The organism is Pseudomonas sp. MHK4, assembly GCF_054600775.1.
Genome location: NZ_BAAIAK010000001.1, coordinates 183321 through 199093 on the forward strand (window position 1 = coordinate 183321; position 15773 = coordinate 199093).

Annotated in this window: 15 protein-coding genes; 5 read left to right on the top strand and 10 right to left on the bottom strand. The window is 62.8% G+C overall.

Annotated features, from left to right (window positions below):
• Positions 1–35: 35 nt before the first annotated feature.
• The 5 genes from ACYP2Q_RS00880 to ACYP2Q_RS00900 form a co-directional block, all read right to left on the bottom strand.
• Entirely contained in the window at positions 36–650 is a 615-nt protein-coding gene (locus tag ACYP2Q_RS00880) for a UbiX family flavin prenyltransferase (protein WP_459728670.1), read from the bottom strand.
• Positions 647–2032, bottom strand: a complete 1386-nt coding sequence (locus ACYP2Q_RS00885) for a UbiD family decarboxylase (RefSeq protein ID WP_459728671.1) — start codon at positions 2030–2032, stop codon at positions 647–649. Before ACYP2Q_RS00885 ends, ACYP2Q_RS00880 begins: the two co-directional genes overlap by 4 nt.
• Positions 2033–2157: 125 nt before the next feature.
• Positions 2158–3063, bottom strand: a complete 906-nt coding sequence (locus tag ACYP2Q_RS00890; protein ID WP_272606214.1) for an amidohydrolase family protein — start codon at positions 3061–3063, stop codon at positions 2158–2160.
• A 4-nt stretch (positions 3064–3067) separates the two neighbouring features.
• The gene (locus tag ACYP2Q_RS00895) at positions 3068–3997 is read right to left on the bottom strand and encodes an amidohydrolase family protein (RefSeq protein WP_459728672.1); all 930 of its coding nucleotides are present in this window, start codon (positions 3995–3997) and stop codon (positions 3068–3070) included.
• Between the two features lie 305 nt (positions 3998–4302).
• Positions 4303–5193, bottom strand: coding sequence for a LysR substrate-binding domain-containing protein (locus tag ACYP2Q_RS00900; protein WP_459728673.1), 891 nt, complete (start codon positions 5191–5193; stop codon positions 4303–4305).
• Positions 5194–5311: 118 nt separating this feature from the next.
• On the opposite strand from ACYP2Q_RS00900, the gene ACYP2Q_RS00905 reads away from it, so the two are divergent.
• The 5 genes from ACYP2Q_RS00905 (at position 5312) to ACYP2Q_RS00925 (ending at position 10863) form a co-directional block, all read left to right on the top strand.
• The gene (locus ACYP2Q_RS00905; RefSeq protein WP_459728674.1) at positions 5312–5776 is read left to right on the top strand and encodes a (2Fe-2S)-binding protein; all 465 of its coding nucleotides are present in this window, start codon (positions 5312–5314) and stop codon (positions 5774–5776) included.
• Positions 5776–7980, top strand: coding sequence for a xanthine dehydrogenase family protein molybdopterin-binding subunit (locus ACYP2Q_RS00910; RefSeq protein WP_459728675.1), 2205 nt, complete (start codon positions 5776–5778; stop codon positions 7978–7980). Before ACYP2Q_RS00905 ends, ACYP2Q_RS00910 begins: the two co-directional genes overlap by 1 nt.
• Positions 7981–7985: 5 nt before the next feature.
• Positions 7986–8876, top strand: coding sequence for a LysR family transcriptional regulator (locus ACYP2Q_RS00915; RefSeq protein WP_459728676.1), 891 nt, complete (start codon positions 7986–7988; stop codon positions 8874–8876).
• Positions 8877–8942: 66 nt separating this feature from the next.
• Entirely contained in the window at positions 8943–10439 is a 1497-nt protein-coding gene (locus ACYP2Q_RS00920; protein ID WP_459728677.1) for a helix-turn-helix transcriptional regulator, read from the top strand.
• Positions 10440–10611: 172 nt separating this feature from the next.
• Positions 10612–10863, top strand: a complete 252-nt coding sequence (locus ACYP2Q_RS00925) for a DUF1652 domain-containing protein (protein ID WP_459728678.1) — start codon at positions 10612–10614, stop codon at positions 10861–10863.
• 499 nt (positions 10864–11362) lie between these two features.
• Here ACYP2Q_RS00925 and ACYP2Q_RS00930 read toward each other — a convergent pair whose 3' ends face one another.
• The 5 genes from ACYP2Q_RS00930 to ACYP2Q_RS00950 all read right to left on the bottom strand — a co-directional run bounded on the left by ACYP2Q_RS00930 (position 11363) and on the right by ACYP2Q_RS00950 (position 15576).
• Positions 11363–12130 (bottom strand): SDR family oxidoreductase, encoded by a 768-nt coding sequence (locus ACYP2Q_RS00930; protein ID WP_459728679.1) that lies wholly within the window; start codon positions 12128–12130, stop codon positions 11363–11365.
• A 121-nt stretch (positions 12131–12251) separates the two neighbouring features.
• Positions 12252–13319, bottom strand: a complete 1068-nt coding sequence (locus ACYP2Q_RS00935; protein ID WP_459728680.1) for a phosphotransferase family protein — start codon at positions 13317–13319, stop codon at positions 12252–12254.
• A 146-nt stretch (positions 13320–13465) separates the two neighbouring features.
• Positions 13466–14428, bottom strand: a complete 963-nt coding sequence (locus ACYP2Q_RS00940; RefSeq protein ID WP_459728681.1) for a 2-hydroxyacid dehydrogenase — start codon at positions 14426–14428, stop codon at positions 13466–13468.
• Between the two features lie 138 nt (positions 14429–14566).
• Positions 14567–15163 (bottom strand): TetR/AcrR family transcriptional regulator, encoded by a 597-nt coding sequence (locus tag ACYP2Q_RS00945; protein WP_459728682.1) that lies wholly within the window; start codon positions 15161–15163, stop codon positions 14567–14569.
• Between the two features lie 29 nt (positions 15164–15192).
• A complete protein-coding gene (locus ACYP2Q_RS00950) occupies positions 15193–15576 on the bottom strand; it encodes a tautomerase family protein (protein ID WP_459728683.1) in 384 nt (127 codons plus the stop codon).
• Between the last annotated feature and the right edge of the window lie 197 nt (positions 15577–15773).

A 15773-nucleotide genomic window follows, 5' to 3' on the forward strand; every position in this document is an offset into this window, starting at 1 on the left:
GTAGAGCTCCTTACCTGTGTTTTGCCGAAATGCGATCAACTGTGGGAGCCAGCAGGCTGGCTCCCACAGGGGATTTGTGTGATTGAGGTTTCTCGCCAGCGCGTTGCGGTGCCGGCGTCGAGGCCGAACAGGTCGAGCACGCGGCCGAGGCTGTGGTCGACCATTTGCGCCAGGTCTTGCGGGCGGGCGTAGAAGGCCGGCACGGGCGGGGCGATGATGCCGCCCATCTCGGTGACCGCCGTCATGTTGCGCAGGTGGGCAAGGGTCAGCGGGGTTTCCCGGGCCATCAGCACCAGGGTGCGACGCTCCTTGAGGGTGACGTCGGCGGCGCGCCCGATCAGGCCCGATGAGGTGCCGGTGGCGATCTCCGCCAGGGTGCGCATGGAGCAGGGCGCGACCACCATGCCCAGGCAGCGGAACGAACCGCTGGCGATCCCGGCGGCCACGTCGTCGGCGCGGTGGTAATGGCTGGCCAGCGCGGTGACGTCGGCCAGCTTGTAGTCCGTTTCATGGGCCATGGTCAGCAGCGCGGCGCGGCTGATGACCAGGTGGCTTTCGATGTCGAGTTCGGCGAGCAATTGCAGCAGGCGCACGCCGTAGATGAACCCGGAGGCACCGCTGATGCCGACCACCATGCGCTGGCGAGTCATGACTGAAGGCTCTTGAGCAGCTCACCGGCGCGTTCGACCACGTCCTGGTCGAGTTGCGCCTTGATCCCGTCGAATCCCGAACCGCGCGTGGCATCCAGGCCCATGCGCGAGGTGGTGCCGTTGACGGACGATGACGGGTCCAGCGGGCTGCCGGGCAAGCCATCGATGACGAAGATGTCCTGGTGCGGCTGGAAGTGCGTGGCCAGCGCCCACAGCACCTGGCTGTCGTCGCTGATATCGATGTCGCTGTCCACCGCAATCACGGTTTTCAGGTACGGGTCCCAGCCGAGCAGGGCGAGCATGATCTGCCGCGCTTCGCCGTCGCGGCTCTGGTCCAGGGCGACGTAGCAATGAAAGTGAGTGCCGGAATTGGGATAGTGCACGGCGGTGACGGCGGGGAAACGCGCCTTGAGTTTCTCGCTCATCTCCGCTTCCCGGGGCAGCCGCGCCAGGGTCAGGTGTTCGGCGTAGCGCCCGCCCACCACGTCCACCAGCCAGGCGTCCTTGCGCCGCATCAGGGTGTCGACCCGCAGCACGTTGTTGGTCGAGCGGTCCGAGGAATAACCGCTGAATTCACCGAACGGGCCTTCTTCGGCGTAGGCCGTCGGGTCAATCGCACCTTCGAGCACAAACTCGGCGAAGGCCGGCACGCCGATACCATAGCGGGGCGTCTTGACCAGTTGCAGCGGCTCGCCAAACAGGCCGCCGGCCACCGCGCGTTCATCACTGCCGAACGGCAGGCGCGCCGCCGCCGCGAGCATGAACAGCGGATGCGCGCCGACCACCATGGCCACCCGCAACTCCCCACCGCGTTCGCGGGCGGTTTGCAGCATGCGCCACAGGTGACCGCGCGAGTGCAGGCTGGTGGCGAGGGTCTGCCGGGCGTGACGCATCGAGCGGTGGTAGCTCATGTTGGCGATGCCGGTGACCGGGTCTTGCGCAATGATGATCGCGTTGGTGATGTAGGGGCCGCGGTCACTGGCGAAATGCGTGAGCATCGGCAGCATTGCCAGGTCCACGGCTTCGCCTTCGAAGATTTCATCCAGCACCGGGCCGGTTTCGACATAGCACGGGGCGATGGGATGGTTGGCGCGCTGTTGGAACGTCTCGTGCAATTGCGCCGGGGCGACGCCGAAGATTCGGGCGATGCGGGTGCGGGAGGCGAACAGGTTGGTGACCACCGGCGCGCCGCAGTTGCCGACTTTTTCGCAGATCAGCAGCGGGTCGCGACCCTGGCTGGCGAGGGCATCGACCAGGGCGGTGACGTCCTGGTCGGCGCTGAGGGATTGCTGGACGCTGAGCACATCGTCCGGGTATTGCCGGCGATAGGCGGCGAGAAATTCGTGAAAGTCCTGGGTATCGCCGAGCGTGGAGAGGGTCATGGTTTCACCTCGTGAAAAACGATGCGGTTTTTTGTAGGAGCCGGCTTGCCGGCGAAGGCGTCCGTAAAAGCCGCACACGACTCACGGGCCTCTTCGCTGGCAAGCCAGCTCCTACAAGGTTGGCGCTAGAGGTAGGTCGTGGTCAGGCGAATGTCCGCCTCGGCCAGGTCCCTGGGTGGCGGCGTCGGTTCGATGCCGCACAACCGGGCGATGTTGTTGCCCAGGTAGTCCTCAAGGTGATCCTCGTCGATGCCCAGGCCCTGCGGTGCCGGCGAACACAGCACCTCCAGCTCGCGCAGCCACATGCCCGGTTCGTTGGGCGGCGAGTCGGTGCCGAACACGATCTTGTTGCGCGGCAGGTCCTTGGCGAACTCGACGATCCGCGACTGGAAGCACCAGCCGGATTCGCAGTACACGTTCGGCGTGTCCATGGCCATCCAGAACGCCTCGAACGAGTAGTTGCCGCCGGTCTGGATGCCGAAGTGACCGATGATGAAATTGACCATCGGGAATTCGCGGATGATCGGGTAGAACATGGTCGGGATGGTGTACGGGCCGTCGCCGGTGTGGATCAGCACCACGATGTTGTACTTGGCGCAGACCTTCATCGCCGGCCGCAGCCAGTCCAGCGCCCGGTCCGGGCGATAACCGTGCATGTTGGCGTGCAGCTTGAGCATCTTGAAGCCGTATTCCTTGATGTGGAATTCCAGCTCCGCCGCACCGTTTTCCGGTCCCCAGCGCGGGTTGAAGTTGAAGTTCCCGATGAAGCGGTCCGGGTACTTCACGCACAGTTCGGCGACATAGGACATGTAGTCGCGTACGCCTTCACGGCCACGGCGGTTGCCGTCGCGGTAGCCGGTGTTGCCGGGTGGCGGCTGGATGAAGCCCATGTCGATGCGGCGTGGCTTGCCGTTGATCATGTACGGGCCGTCCATCAGCTTGAGCATGCGCTCGCCGGTGAAGGGTTCGCCGGTGTGGCGCCAGGCCTCGTCGACCAGGTTGGTGGGGTGCAGATGGGTGTCGATGATCATCGGTTCAGCTCCTGGCCAGTTGAGTGGTGACGGGACGCTTGAGTTGCGCCTCTGCTTCGCAAACGGAACGCGGCGGCGGGGTTGGCTCAAGGCCGATCATCCGCGCAGTGTTGTTGCCCAGGTATTCCTCGAGGGTGTCTTCGTCCAGGTTCAGGCCTTGGGGCGGTTCGTGGCACAGCACTTCCAGCAGGCGCAGCCACATACCCGGTTCGTTCGGCGGGGTGTCGGTGCCGAAGAGGATCTTGTGGGTCGGCAGCACCTTGGCGAACTCGACGATCCGCGATTGCAGGCACCAGCCGGATTCGCAGTAGACGTTGGGCAGCTCCATCGCCCATTGCATCGGCTCGAACACGTAGACGCCGCCGGTCTGCACACCAAAGTGGGCCATGATGAAATCGACGTTGGGGAATTCCTTGATCATCGGCACCCATTCCGACGGGATGCTGTAGGGCCCGTCGCCGGTGTGCAGCTTGACCGGGATGCCCAGCTCGGCGCATTTCTCGAAGGCCGGGCGCACCCAGTCCAGGGCGCGGTCGGGACGGTAGGCGTGCATGTTGGCCTGCATCTGCACCATCTTGAAACCGTGTTCCTTGACGTAGCGCTCGATCGCCTCGACGCCGTTTTCCACGCCACAGCGCGGGTTGTAGACGAAGCAACCGATGAAGCGGTCCGGGTAGGTCTGGACCATTTTCAGGGTGTAGGCCATGTAGGCGTCGATGGACTCACGACCGCTAAGATCGCCGTCGGTCCAGGTGTAGATGGTGTTGCCCTGGGGTGGCTGGATGAAGGCTTTGTCGATGCGGCGAGGTTTGCCGTTGACCATGTACGGGCCATCCATCATCTGCAGCAGACGCTCGCCGGTGAACGGGTCACCGTCATGCCTCCAGGCGAGGTCCACCAGATCCGTGGGATAGCAACTGATATCGATGATCATTGAAGTCGATCTCCTGATAGCGGGAAGGGAACCTTGCGGTTCACAAGCAGCCACGTCCGGGCAATCGGCCATTTCTATGCGTGAAGACTCACGCATTCCCTCGCCTGGTCGCATCCGGCTCGGGACGCTGGCTGCTTGGGAAGGAGTATTGGAAGGGGGGGTGGGGTTCGTACAATATTAATTGGGCGGGGGTTTGATATGCGTTCGATATGGTTTTGTGTTGGCTGGGCGGGCCTCATCGCTGGCAAGCCAGCGCCTACAAGTGATCGCGATCCCCTGTAGGAGCTGGCTTGCCAGCGAAGGCGTCAGGATTGTGTACGCAGAGCCAACTGCTTGATCGCCTCAACCACCGGCGCCACCCGCTCACCGTGCCCCGGCGGCCACACTGCATACAGGTTGTAATGCGCCGCAATCCGCGCCTCGTTCAACACCACCAACCGCCCGCTGCGCAACGTGTCGGCGGCCAGCAAACCGCGCACCAGTCCGGCACCGACACCCGCTTCGGCCGCGGCAATCAGGTTGGCCGCATTGTCGAACACCACCCGGGCCGAAGGCTCGACAGCCGGCAAACCCGCCGCGTCCAGCCACGCAATCCACGACCGTCGCGTATAACCCAACAGCGGCAATTCAAGGATCTGCTGCGCACTCAGCGGCAGCTCCAGACCGTGACGCTCCAGCAGCGCCGGCGCAGCCACCGCCATCACCCGATCCCCGCAGATCTGCGTCATCTCGCAGTCTTCCCAATCGCCATAACCATAGCGCAGGGCCAGGTCCACGCGTTCGAACGCACTGCGGTCCGAGCGCGGCATCGACAGCAGCACCACCTCATGCTCAGGCAACAAATCCAGCAATTGCGGCAGGCGCGGGTTGAGCCAGCTCTGGGCCAGTTCACTGTCGACGTCCAGGGTCAGGCGCTGCGCCACGCTGCGGTTTTTCACCGAGGACAGCGCCCGGTCGATCTGCGCCAGGCCGTCGGACAGCACGCTGGCGAACAGTTGCCCGGCGTCGGTCAGGTTGCTGCCACCGCCTTCGCGAACGAACAGCGGCTGGCCGATGAACTCTTCCAGCGCGCGGATCTGCTGGCTGATGGCGCTGTGGGTGAGGTCGAGTTTGCGCGCGGCACTGGAGAAACTGCCGCTGCGGGCCGCCTGGAGGAAAGCGCTCATGGACTGCACCGACGGGTATCGCTTGTACATGCTGTTAGTCCTACTTACACAGGATGGCAGAAATCGTCGCTGGCCCGATTTTCCCAAGGCTACCAATAATCGAGCACCAGGCCTGCACAAAGACGGGCCGCTCTCTTGGAGCCTGACAATGATCGAATTCACGGTAAACGGCGAACGACGCGAGCTGGTAGAGGCTTCACCCTCCATGCCCTTGTTATGGGTGTTGCGTGATCACTTGAAACTCACCGGCACCAAGTTCGGTTGCGGCATGGGCCTGTGCGGCGCCTGCACGGTACACCTGGACGGTGTCGCGGTGCGCTCCTGCCAGTTGCCGGTGGCCGCCGTGGCGGGGCACAGCATCACCACCATCGAAGGCTTGTCGCCCACCGCAGAGCATCCGCTGCAACTGGCCTGGGTTGCCGAAGATGTGCCGCAATGCGGCTACTGTCAATCCGGGCAGATCATGTCCGCGGCCGCGTTGCTCAACACCGGTGCGGCGGTGACTGACGATTCGATCCGCAATGCCATGTCCGGCAACCTGTGCCGCTGCGGAACCTACGGGCGGATCAACAAGGCGATCAAGCGCGCGGCCATCGCGTCGAAGGAGGCGTGATGACGATGTCCCAGGTGGATCTCTCGCGGCGTGTGTTTCTCAAGCAGACCGCGACCGTTGCGTCCGGCCTCGCCATTGCGTTTTACCTGCCTTCGAGCATGGCTGCGACGGCCCCAGCAGCCCCGGCGCCAGCCGGCGAATTCGAACCCAACGCCTGGGTGCGCATCCTGCCCGACGGCACGGTAAAACTGGTGGTGCACAAGCACGATTCCGGCACCGGAACGCACACGGCATTAGCCGCCTGCGTGGGCGAGGAGCTGGACGTCAACCCGATGACCGTGCAGGTGATCTCGCCCGAGGATCCGTTTTTCGACACCTACATTCACCCGATCTGGAAGGTCTTTTCCACGGGCGGCAGCACCAGCGTGTCGCTGGAGTACGACCGTCTGCGCATGGCCGGCGCGACGGCGCGTTCGTTGTTGATCACAGCGGCTGCCAGTCAGTGGAAGGTCAGCCCCGACAGTTGCAGCACCGAAGAAGGCCGCGTCGTTCATGCGGCGAGCAAACGCAGCCTCGGCTACGGCGAACTGGTGGGCGTTGCCGCGCACCTGCCGGCACCGGACAAGGTCACACTCAAGGACCCGGCGCAGTTCAAGTACATCGGCAAGCTGCGGCACAAACGTGATGCCCAGGCCAAGGTTTGCGGGCGCTTCGAGTACAGCATCGACGTGGTGTTGCCGGGCATGCTGGTGGCGGTGATTCAACGGGCGCCCGTGGTGGGGGCGAACGTGGTAACGGTGGACAGCGCGGCAGCGCTGCAAGTACCGGGCGTGCGCAAGGTGCTCGTGGTGCCGGGCCGTCCCGATGTGCTCGGCGGCAACGTCGCGGGCGTCGCGGTACTGGCGGACAATTACTGGGCCGCGCACCAGGGCCGCGAATTGCTCAAGGTGCAGTGGAGCGACTCGCCGCTCGCCGGTTTCGACAGCGATGAACTGGCCAGGGCCCAGGCAGCAGCATTGACGGACAAGGGCGCGCAACGGGTGTCCGCCATGGCCGCGGGAGATGTGAACGGCCAATGGCCGAACGCCGCGAAGCTGCTCGAAGCCGATTACCGCATGCCGTACAAAGCGCAGAATCCGCTGGAGCCAATCTGCATCACCGCCCAGGTCAAGGACAGCGCCATCACTTATTGGGGCGGGGTGCAGGTGCCGTCGTCAGCCCTGGAAGCGGCGCAAACCGTGTGCAAGATCGCCAAGGACAAGGTCACCATCAACGAACGGGTGTCCGGCGGCAGTTTCGGCGCACGGGAGGCCAAATACTGGTTGTTCGAAGTGGCATACCTGGCGCAGCAGACCAGGGTGCCGGTAAAACTGATGAACAGCCGTGAAGACGAAATGCGCGCGCTGTTCATGCACCCGGCCACGCTGCACCGGGCCAAGGGTGCGCTGGACGCCCAGGGCCGCTTGACCGCGTTGCAGCTCGAGGCGGTCTCGCCCGCCTCACCGGAACAGTGGGAACCGGGGTATTTCGAGCGTCCGGACAAGATGGACTACAGCACCACGGAAGCCATCACCGCCTGGGATTTTGCCTATCGCCCGGCCAACCTCGACCTGGCCTGGGTCAGGCACGAGAGCCAGGTGCCCAGCGGCTGGTATCGCTCGGTGAGCTTCATCCCCAACGTGTTCGCCGTGGAAAGCTTCATGGATGAACTGGCCCATGGCGCCGGGCAGGACCCCTTGGCCTTCCGCCTGGCCAACATGCAGGACCGGCCGCGGCATGTCGCCGTGTTGAAAAGCGCCGCCGAGCGTGCCGGTTGGGGCCAGCCGCTGCCCGATGGCACGGCACTGGGGATCGCCACCAACCAGGGTTACACCAGCTTCATCGCCATCGTGGCGCGCGTGTCGAAACAGGACGGCGTGATCAAGGTCGACAAGCTCACCTGCGTGGTCGATTGCGGCCTGGCGGTGTCGCCCGGCGGCGTCGAAGAACAGATCTACGGCGGCCTGATGTGGGGCCTTGGCCATGCCCTGTTCGATCGACTGGACATAAAACAGGGCAGGGTGGTGCAGAGCAACTTCCATGATTACCGGGTGACGCGCATGTCGGACATGCCGCAGGTGGACATCCTGCTGGTCGAGGGTGATCCGGCCAAGCCCGGCGGCGTAGGCGAACTGGGCAGCCCGTCGGTGTCCCCGGCCATTGCCAATGCCTTGTTCAGCCTGACCGGGGTGCGGCAGCGCTCGACTCCCCTGGACCTGGGATAAGCGGCATGGACTTGCGATTGCTGCGTTATTTCATGGCGCTGGCCGAAGAGCTGCATTTCGGCCGCGCCGCCACCCGCTTGCACATTTGCCAGCCGCCGCTGAGCCAGCAGATTCGGTTGCTGGAAGAGGAACTGGGCACGCCGCTGTTCGAGCGCAGCCATCACCGGGTCGAGCTGACCGCCGCCGGGCAGATGCTCAAGGAGCAGGCGCCGCTGGTGTTCGAGCAGCTCAACCGTGCCCTCGACCTGACGCGCCAGACCGGCCGTGGTCAGTTGGGCGAGTTGGAAATCGGCATGATCAGTTCGGTGATGGTGGGGGTGCTGCCACGGGCCCTGCACCTGTTTCGCGAACGCTATCCGCAGGTGAACTGGCGCTTGCATGAAATGACCCCCGCCGCACAGGTCAAGGCGCTGAAGGAAAAGCGCATCGACGCCTGTGTGTTCCGGGTCGGCTATGACGACCCGCAGCTGCGCAATGAGCTGCTGATCCACGAGCCGATCCGGGTGGTCATGCCAGTCGACCACCCCTTGGCCCGACGCGACAGCCTGGCTCCGGCGGACCTTGCCCAGGAGCCGTTCGTGGCGCTGGAACTGAAGCAGTCGCGGTTTGCCGACTTTCTTTACCAGTGCTGCATCCAGGCCGGGTTCACGCCGCAGATCCGCCAACAGGTGATCGAAGTGCAAACCTTGCTCAGCCTGGTCCGTGCCGGTTTTGGCGTGGCACTGCTTCCGGCATCCATCGAGCAGTTGGCACCGGCCGGGCTGGTGTTCCGGCGCCTGACCCCGGCGTTACCGGAGGTGCCGTTGTACGCCACCTACCGTGCGGACGATGATTCGCCGGTGCTCAAGCTGTTTCTCGACACCCTGCGTGAACTGGTCCTCCAAGACCACGACTAAGTAGGCTGCACGATCACCAGCGCCTGTGGTCGTAATCTTCACAGAGGCACTACACGTGGAGATGCAATGAGCCAGGACGTCCTGACCCGGGAAACCAACCGCCGCCAGTTGCAGCAGATCATCGCCGGTCTGTCCGACGGGGTGATTCTGCTCGACCCCGACCAGAGCATTCTCTGGGCCAACGATGCGGCGCTGGCCATGCACGGTGTCGCGCAGGTCAGCGAACTCGGCAACAATGCCAAGGCGTACGCCAAGCGCTTTGCCTTGCGTTATCGCAACCATCACCCGGTGCCGGCAGACAGCTACCCGATCAACCGGGTGGCGCGGGGCGAGACGTTCAGCGATGTACTGGTGGAAGTGACGTCGATTGCAGACGAAGAGCGCACCTGGGTCCATAGCGTGCGCAGCATGGTGTTGGCCGACAGCCAGGATGAGCCGGAGTCGCTGGTGCTGATCATGGATGATGTCAGCGAGTGGGCCAGCGCCGAGCAACGCTTCGAAAAAACCTTCGCCGCCAACCCGGCACCGGCGGTGATCTGCCGCCTCAGTGATCTGCGCTACATCAAGGTCAACCCCGGTTTTCTCGAAATGACCGGTTACTCCCGAGACCAGGTGATCGGCACTTCGACCTATGAGCTGGACGTGCTGGAGCAGGCCGAAAACAAGGAGCAAGCCAAGCAGTGCCTGCGAGAAGGCGCAACCATCACGCAGATGCAGGCCGAGTTGCGCTTGCCCGACGGTGGCAGCAAGCAAGTGATAGTGGCTGGCCAACCGCTGGAGCTCAATGACGAGGCCTGCATGCTGTTTTCCTTTGTCGACATGGAGCCCCGGCACAAGGCCGAGGTTGCCCTGCGCCAGAGTGAGGAACGTTTTGCCAAGGCGTTTCGCCTCAGTCCGGTACCGATTCTGGTGTGCGGCGCCAGTGATCAGGTGGTGATGGACGTGAATGAGGCGTTCCTCGATACGCTCGGCTACGCCAACGAAGAAGTGCTCGGCAAAACCATCGTCGAGATCGACTTCTTCCATGACAAGGGCGCGCGGACACGGCTCTTTACCGCCCTGGAGAAATCCGCAAGCCTGGACCGCGTTGACGTACGCGTGCGCAGGAAAGACAACGAACTAATCGATTGCGTCGTCTGCGCCGATACCGTGAGCATCCAGGACAGCCCTTGTTACCTGCTGGTGTTGATGGATATCACCGAGCGCAAACGCACGGAGCTTGAATTGCTGTCGGCCATTGAAGAGGTGATGAAGGACGCCTCGTGGTTCAGCCGTACGCTGATCGAAAAACTCGCCAACGTGAAGCACGTCAAATCGCCGCAGCTGCCCAGCGTGTCCTTTACCGACCTGACGGCCAGGGAGCGCGATGTGCTGGAATTGATCTGTGAAGGCTTGGCGGACAAGGAGATCGCCGCGCGCCTGAAGCTGGCGCCCAATACCGTGCGCAACCACGTTGCGACGGTGTATTCCAAGCTTGATGTGCACAGTCGCAGCGAGGCGATTGTCTGGGCGCGCGAGCGTGGGTTGTTTTCCAGTGCATGGAGCCCGAAGGGCCAGCGCTAAGGTGCAAATGCACTAGTTGCCGCGGTGCAAATTCACGTTCTGGCAGGCAGGTGGCAAGCCTTAGGCTAAGAGCGGGCGAATGACAGCTTCGGAGCATTCGTCTGCCTTGAACCGCTAAAGGAACAGCCATGCTTATTACCCGTACCATTGATTGCCGCACCGGACTCTCGCAATGATCCAGGTGTCCCAGTTGCGCACGCAAATCGAGCGGACCTTTTCGCCCCTGGCCTGTGAGTGCAATGTCACCGGCGATCATTCGTTGACCATCAAGCTTTACCACCCGGTGTCCGGACAAGTCGACCTGGTGGTCAGCGGCTTGAACGTGGCCAGGCTGCAGTCCCCCGAGTCGGTAGCCGCGCTCCTCGAGGAACTGCGCTACGAGCTGCAATGCAACAGCCTGCAACGCCCGGACCCGGTAGTGTAGGAATTGTCAGGTTTGCCATGCCTGGACGACTGAATACGCGATAAGAAAGTACAAAAGTGATATTTCTGCGACCATCCGTGAACTTTACGGCGGTGTTCTGTTGTCACAGAAATGTGTACATCCTTTATCGCGGGTCAACCTATGAAAAGTCTTGGGAAACGCGTTTTTGCACCATTGTCGCTCTGTGCAATCATTCTCGGCGGCTGTGCCAGTCCGCCACCGCCACCTCCTGCCGCGCCACCGCCACCGCCTGAACGCACATGCCAGACCATGGATAAAACCGATGTCATGGGTGATGTGAGGGCCGAAGGCGAGGTGACTCGGGTCACGACCACGACCCGTTGCGTCACCCAGTAACCCCTGGCGCCGAACCCCCTGTAGGAGCGAGCTTGCTCGCGATGGACGCAAGAGCGCCGCTGGTTGTCAGACAGCCCGCGTTATCGTTGACGTTCTTCGCGAGCAAGCTCGCTCCTACAGTCAGTTGCAGTGGCAGATCAGGTCAGGACAGGAAACCACCATCCACGTTCAGCGAAACGCCGGTGGTGTAGCTCGATGCGTCGCTCGCCAGGTACAGCACCGCACCGGCCATCTCGCTCGGATCGGCCACGCGCTTGAGCGGGATCTGCTGCAGCGCGGTGTTGAGGATCGCCTCGTTCTTCACCAGCGCCGACGCGAACTTGGTGTCGGTCAACCCCGGCAGCAAGGCGTTGCAGCGGATGCCGAACTGCGCGCATTCCTTGGCGAAGACCTTGGTCATGTTGATTACCGCCGCCTTGGTCACCGAGTAGATGCCCTGGAACACGCCCGGCGAAACACCGTTGATCGAGGCCACGTTGATGATGCTGCCGCCGCCGTTTTCGCGCATCAGCTTGCCGGCTTCCACCGACATGAAGAAATAGCCGCGGATATTGACGTCGACGGTTTTCTGGAAGGCGCTGAGGTCGGTGTCCAGCACGTTGCAGAACTGCGGGTTGGTCGCGGCGTTGTTGACCAGGATGTCCAGGCGCCCGAACTGTTCCTTGATGCCGGCGAAGACCTGGCTGATCTGCTCCATTTCACCGATGTGGCAGGCGATGGCCGTGGCCTTGCCGCCGGCTTTGATGATCGCGTCGGCGACGTGCTGGCAGCCATCGAGCTTGCGGCTCGAGACGATCACGTGGGCGCCTTGCTGGGCCAGCAGTTTGGCGATGGCTTCACCGATGCCGCGGCTGGCGCCGGAGACGAAAGCGATCTTGCCGTCGAGGTCGAACAACTGAGTCTTGGACATGGGTTTTCCTTGTTATGGAGCCGAAGTCGCTGTTCGTAGGAGCCCGGCTTGCCGGCGAAGGCGTACTTGAGGCCGCCTTCGCCGGCAAGCCGGGCGCTCCTACAGGAGGGTTCGTGTTGTATCAGAGGCTGGATTTGTGGATGACCTGCAAGCTCATCTGCTCCAGCAGTTTGTTCATGTGAATGAACTGCGCGAAGCGCTTGTCCTGGGTCTGGCCATGGTAGAAGCGGTAGTAGATCTGCTGCACGATGCCGGCCAGGCGGAACAGGCCGTAGGTGTAGTAGAAGTCGAAATTGTCGATCTCGATGCCTGAACGCTCGGCGTAGTAATCGACGAATTCACGGCGGGTCAGCATGCCCGGTGCGTGGCTGGGTTGACGGCGCATCAGCTGTACCGGCGCCGGGTCATTGGCTTCGATCCAGTAGGCGAGGGTGTTGCCCAGGTCCATCAGCGGGTCGCCCAGGGTGGTCAGCTCCCAGTCGAGTACGCCGATGATCTGCATTGGGTTGTCCGGGTCGAGGATGACGTTGTCGAAGCGGTAGTCGTTGTGCACGATGCTGGAGGTCGGGTGATCGGCCGGCATCTTGGCGTTGAGCCAGGATTTCACTGCTTCCCAGTGTGGCGCGTCGGGGGTCAGGGCTTTCTCGTAGCGCTCGCTCCAGCCTTTGATCTGCCGTGCCACGTAACCTTGCGGCTTGCCCAGGTCGCCCAGGCCATAGGCGTTGTAGTCGACCCGGTGCAGTTCGACGAACTTGTCGATGAAGCTCTTGCACAGGGCTTGGGTTTTCGCCGAGTCCAGCCCCAGTTCCGGCGGCAGTTCCGAGCGCAGGATGATGCCGTTGACCCGTTCCATCACATAGAACTCGGCGCCGATCACCGATTCGTCGGTGCAGTGCACGTAGGCCTTCGGGCAATACGCAAAGCCGTCGCGCAACTGATTGAGGATGCGGAATTCGCGGCCCATGTCATGGGCGGACTTGGCCTTGTGACCGAAGGGCGGGCGACGCAGGACGAATTCCTGTCCAGGGTATTCGAGCAAGTAGGTGAGGTTCGACGCACCGCCCGGGAACTGGCTGATCCGTGGCAGGCCACTCAAGCCCGGAATGTGGGCCTTGAGGTATGGATCGATCAGGCTGGCATCGAGCTCTTCGCCGGTGCGGGTGCGGGTGGATTGGTCAGTAAGCGCCATGCTTATCCCTTCTGCTTATTCTGGTGGCCTGAAACTATTGGCTAATCTAATGCGCGCACCCGGCACCCACAACCTTCCATGGCCCTTATAGGTGAGCGTGTTGCCGGGCAATCATTGCTTTTGATACATCTGTTTGAATTATCTGGCTAGACGGCCTGGGTGACGCCCTTCGGCAGCTCGATGGGGGTCAGCACAGGCTGGCCGGAAAAAAACGCCACGAGGTTGCGGCCCACCAGTTCCACGGTGCCTTGGGTGGCCTCGGGGGACAGCCCGGCCACGTGCGGGCTGAGAATGACGTTCGCCAGGGCCTTGAAGGCGTCCGGCACCTTGGGCTCGGCATCGAAGACATCCAGTGCGGCACCGGCAATCCGCCGTTGTTCGAGCGCACTGATCAGGTCGGCGGTGACCACCACGCTGGCCCGGGCGATGTTGACGAAAAAGCCGTTGGGCCCCAGGGCCTCGAGCACCTGTTTGTTGATCAGGTGCTTGGTGCCCAGGCCGCCCGGGGTGGCGACGATCAGGAAGTCCGAGGCCCGGGCCAGTTCGGTGGGCGTCGAGCAGAACTTGTAGGGCACATCGCTGCGGTGTTGGCGGTTGTGGTAGCTGACGCTCATGTCGAAGCCCGCACCGGCCCGTTTGGCGATGGCCATGCCGACTGCGCCGAGGCCGAGAATGCCCAGGCGCTTGCCGGCCAGGGACGGGCGCATGATTTTCGGCCATTCACCCCGGCGTACGGCGGCATCGCAACGGGGGACGTCGCGCACCAGCGACAGCAGCAACGCCATGGCATGGTCCGCCACCGACGAGGCGTTGACCCCGGCGCCATTGGTGACGGTGATGCCGCGGTCGGCGGCGGCTTGCAGGTCGACCTGTTCGAAACCAGCGCCAATCACGCAGATGATCTTGAGGTTGGGCAGGGCGGCGATTTCATCGCCGTACAGGCCCAGCGGGCCACGGGTCAGGACCGCATCGATCTGGCCGCTGTGCCGGCTGATGGCCTCGGCGCGCTCGGCGGGCGTGGGCGCCAGGATCAGGTGAAAGCCCTGGTGTTCGAGAATGGGCAGGTAATCATTGATGGTTTCAACCAGTACCAGAACGGTTGCAGGCATGCTTGGCTCCTGTGGGCAGCGGAACGTCGGGCTCGAAAGTCGGTTGAGAGTGCTGGCTGCGGGGCAGAATGGCAACAGCCATGCTCCTGAGTGTAGGAGCTGGCGCAGCCTGCGATCTTATTTGATCACACCGAATTTTCAGGCCAGGGAAGGGGGTTCTGTCAGGAAGGTCTGCGCCGCCGCGAGGATTTCCTCCGACAGCGGGTCGCCCCGGGTGGCACGCGCCAGTGTCAGCGCGCCGACCATCAGCGAATATTGCACCAGTGCCTGCTGACGATTCTCCGCGGCATCATCCGAGTCCATCAGTTTGCCGAAGGCCTCGAGCAGCCGGTTCAGGCCGGCCATGAACGGCTCGCGCAAGCCGCTGTCGGCGGACTCGTGGCACATGTCGCCGGCAAAGGCAACCACCGGACAGCTTTCACCGGGATTGTCGCGGCTGTAGACCGACAGGTAAGGCTCGATCAGCGCTCGCCGCGCCGCCGCTTTGTCATCGCCCGGGGTAACACGCTCGCGCCATTTCGCCCCCACCTCTTTGAACGCCCGCTCGCTGGCCTCCCTGGCCAGCGCTTCCTTGGATTCGAAATGGCCATAAAAACCGCCATGGGTCAGGCCCGCCGCGGCCATGACGTCGACGACGCTGATCCCGTGCAGGCCGCGTTCGCGAAACAGCCGGGTGGCCGCCTCGACGATGATTTCGCGGTTGAGGTCGGCTTGTTTGCGGGAAACGCGGGGCATGGGCGGCTCACAGGTCTATGGGTTGGCTGTCAGAGGGCGTACTGGGCGATGCCATTGCCGAACGACCAGTTCTCTTTCTTCACTTCCACCAGATTAATGAAAACATCTTCCAGGCGCACGGCCAGTTGCGTGTTGAGGTTTTCGACGATGGTTTTATACAGCAGCTTTTTCTGCTCCAGGGTCCGACCTTCGCTCAGGGTGATCTGGATGACCACCAGGCCATCGCTGCGCTGGATGCCCAGGTATTGGGGATCGAAGATGAAATGCGTCTCGTCGTGTTCGGCGAGGATCTGGAAGTTATCGTTTTCCGGCACGCCAATGGCGCTGCGCAGGGCGGCGTAGATCTGTTGGCCGATACGTTTGGCGAAGGTGGGGTCCTGCTGTTTCTTGAGGTCGACGCGAACCAGTGGCATGGGATGACTCCGGAAGGTGGACAGGTTCATTTAAAATACATGATGGCCGACCTGTAGGAGCGAGCTTGCTCGCGAAAAAATCGAGGGCGCCGCGGAAAATCAGGTTTTACGCGTCATCGTTGACGACCATCGCGAGCAAGCTCGCTCCTACCTGGTACCACCGTTCCTCACCTAAGTCTTTGCTTCTGTTCACTTAT

Bases quoted from the DNA above. Each gene is read 5' to 3' on its own strand.
- ACYP2Q_RS00880 (WP_459728670.1), bottom strand. From the start codon at position 650: ATGACTCGCCAGCGCATGGTGGTCGGCATCAGCGGTGCCTCCGGGTTC.
- ACYP2Q_RS00885 (WP_459728671.1), bottom strand. From the start codon at position 2,032: ATGACCCTCTCCACGCTCGGCGATACCCAGGACTTTCACGAATTTCTC.
- ACYP2Q_RS00890 (WP_272606214.1), bottom strand. From the start codon at position 3,063: ATGATCATCGACACCCATCTGCACCCCACCAACCTGGTCGACGAGGCC.
- ACYP2Q_RS00895 (WP_459728672.1), bottom strand. From the start codon at position 3,997: ATGATCATCGATATCAGTTGCTATCCCACGGATCTGGTGGACCTCGCC.
- ACYP2Q_RS00900 (WP_459728673.1), bottom strand. From the start codon at position 5,193: ATGTACAAGCGATACCCGTCGGTGCAGTCCATGAGCGCTTTCCTCCAG.
- ACYP2Q_RS00905 (WP_459728674.1), top strand. From the start codon at position 5,312: ATGATCGAATTCACGGTAAACGGCGAACGACGCGAGCTGGTAGAGGCT.
- ACYP2Q_RS00910 (WP_459728675.1), top strand. From the start codon at position 5,776: ATGACGATGTCCCAGGTGGATCTCTCGCGGCGTGTGTTTCTCAAGCAG.
- ACYP2Q_RS00915 (WP_459728676.1), top strand. From the start codon at position 7,986: ATGGACTTGCGATTGCTGCGTTATTTCATGGCGCTGGCCGAAGAGCTG.
- ACYP2Q_RS00920 (WP_459728677.1), top strand. From the start codon at position 8,943: ATGAGCCAGGACGTCCTGACCCGGGAAACCAACCGCCGCCAGTTGCAG.
- ACYP2Q_RS00925 (WP_459728678.1), top strand. From the start codon at position 10,612: ATGATCCAGGTGTCCCAGTTGCGCACGCAAATCGAGCGGACCTTTTCG.
- ACYP2Q_RS00930 (WP_459728679.1), bottom strand. From the start codon at position 12,130: ATGTCCAAGACTCAGTTGTTCGACCTCGACGGCAAGATCGCTTTCGTC.
- ACYP2Q_RS00935 (WP_459728680.1), bottom strand. From the start codon at position 13,319: ATGGCGCTTACTGACCAATCCACCCGCACCCGCACCGGCGAAGAGCTC.
- ACYP2Q_RS00940 (WP_459728681.1), bottom strand. From the start codon at position 14,428: ATGCCTGCAACCGTTCTGGTACTGGTTGAAACCATCAATGATTACCTG.
- ACYP2Q_RS00945 (WP_459728682.1), bottom strand. From the start codon at position 15,163: ATGCCCCGCGTTTCCCGCAAACAAGCCGACCTCAACCGCGAAATCATC.
- ACYP2Q_RS00950 (WP_459728683.1), bottom strand. From the start codon at position 15,576: ATGCCACTGGTTCGCGTCGACCTCAAGAAACAGCAGGACCCCACCTTC.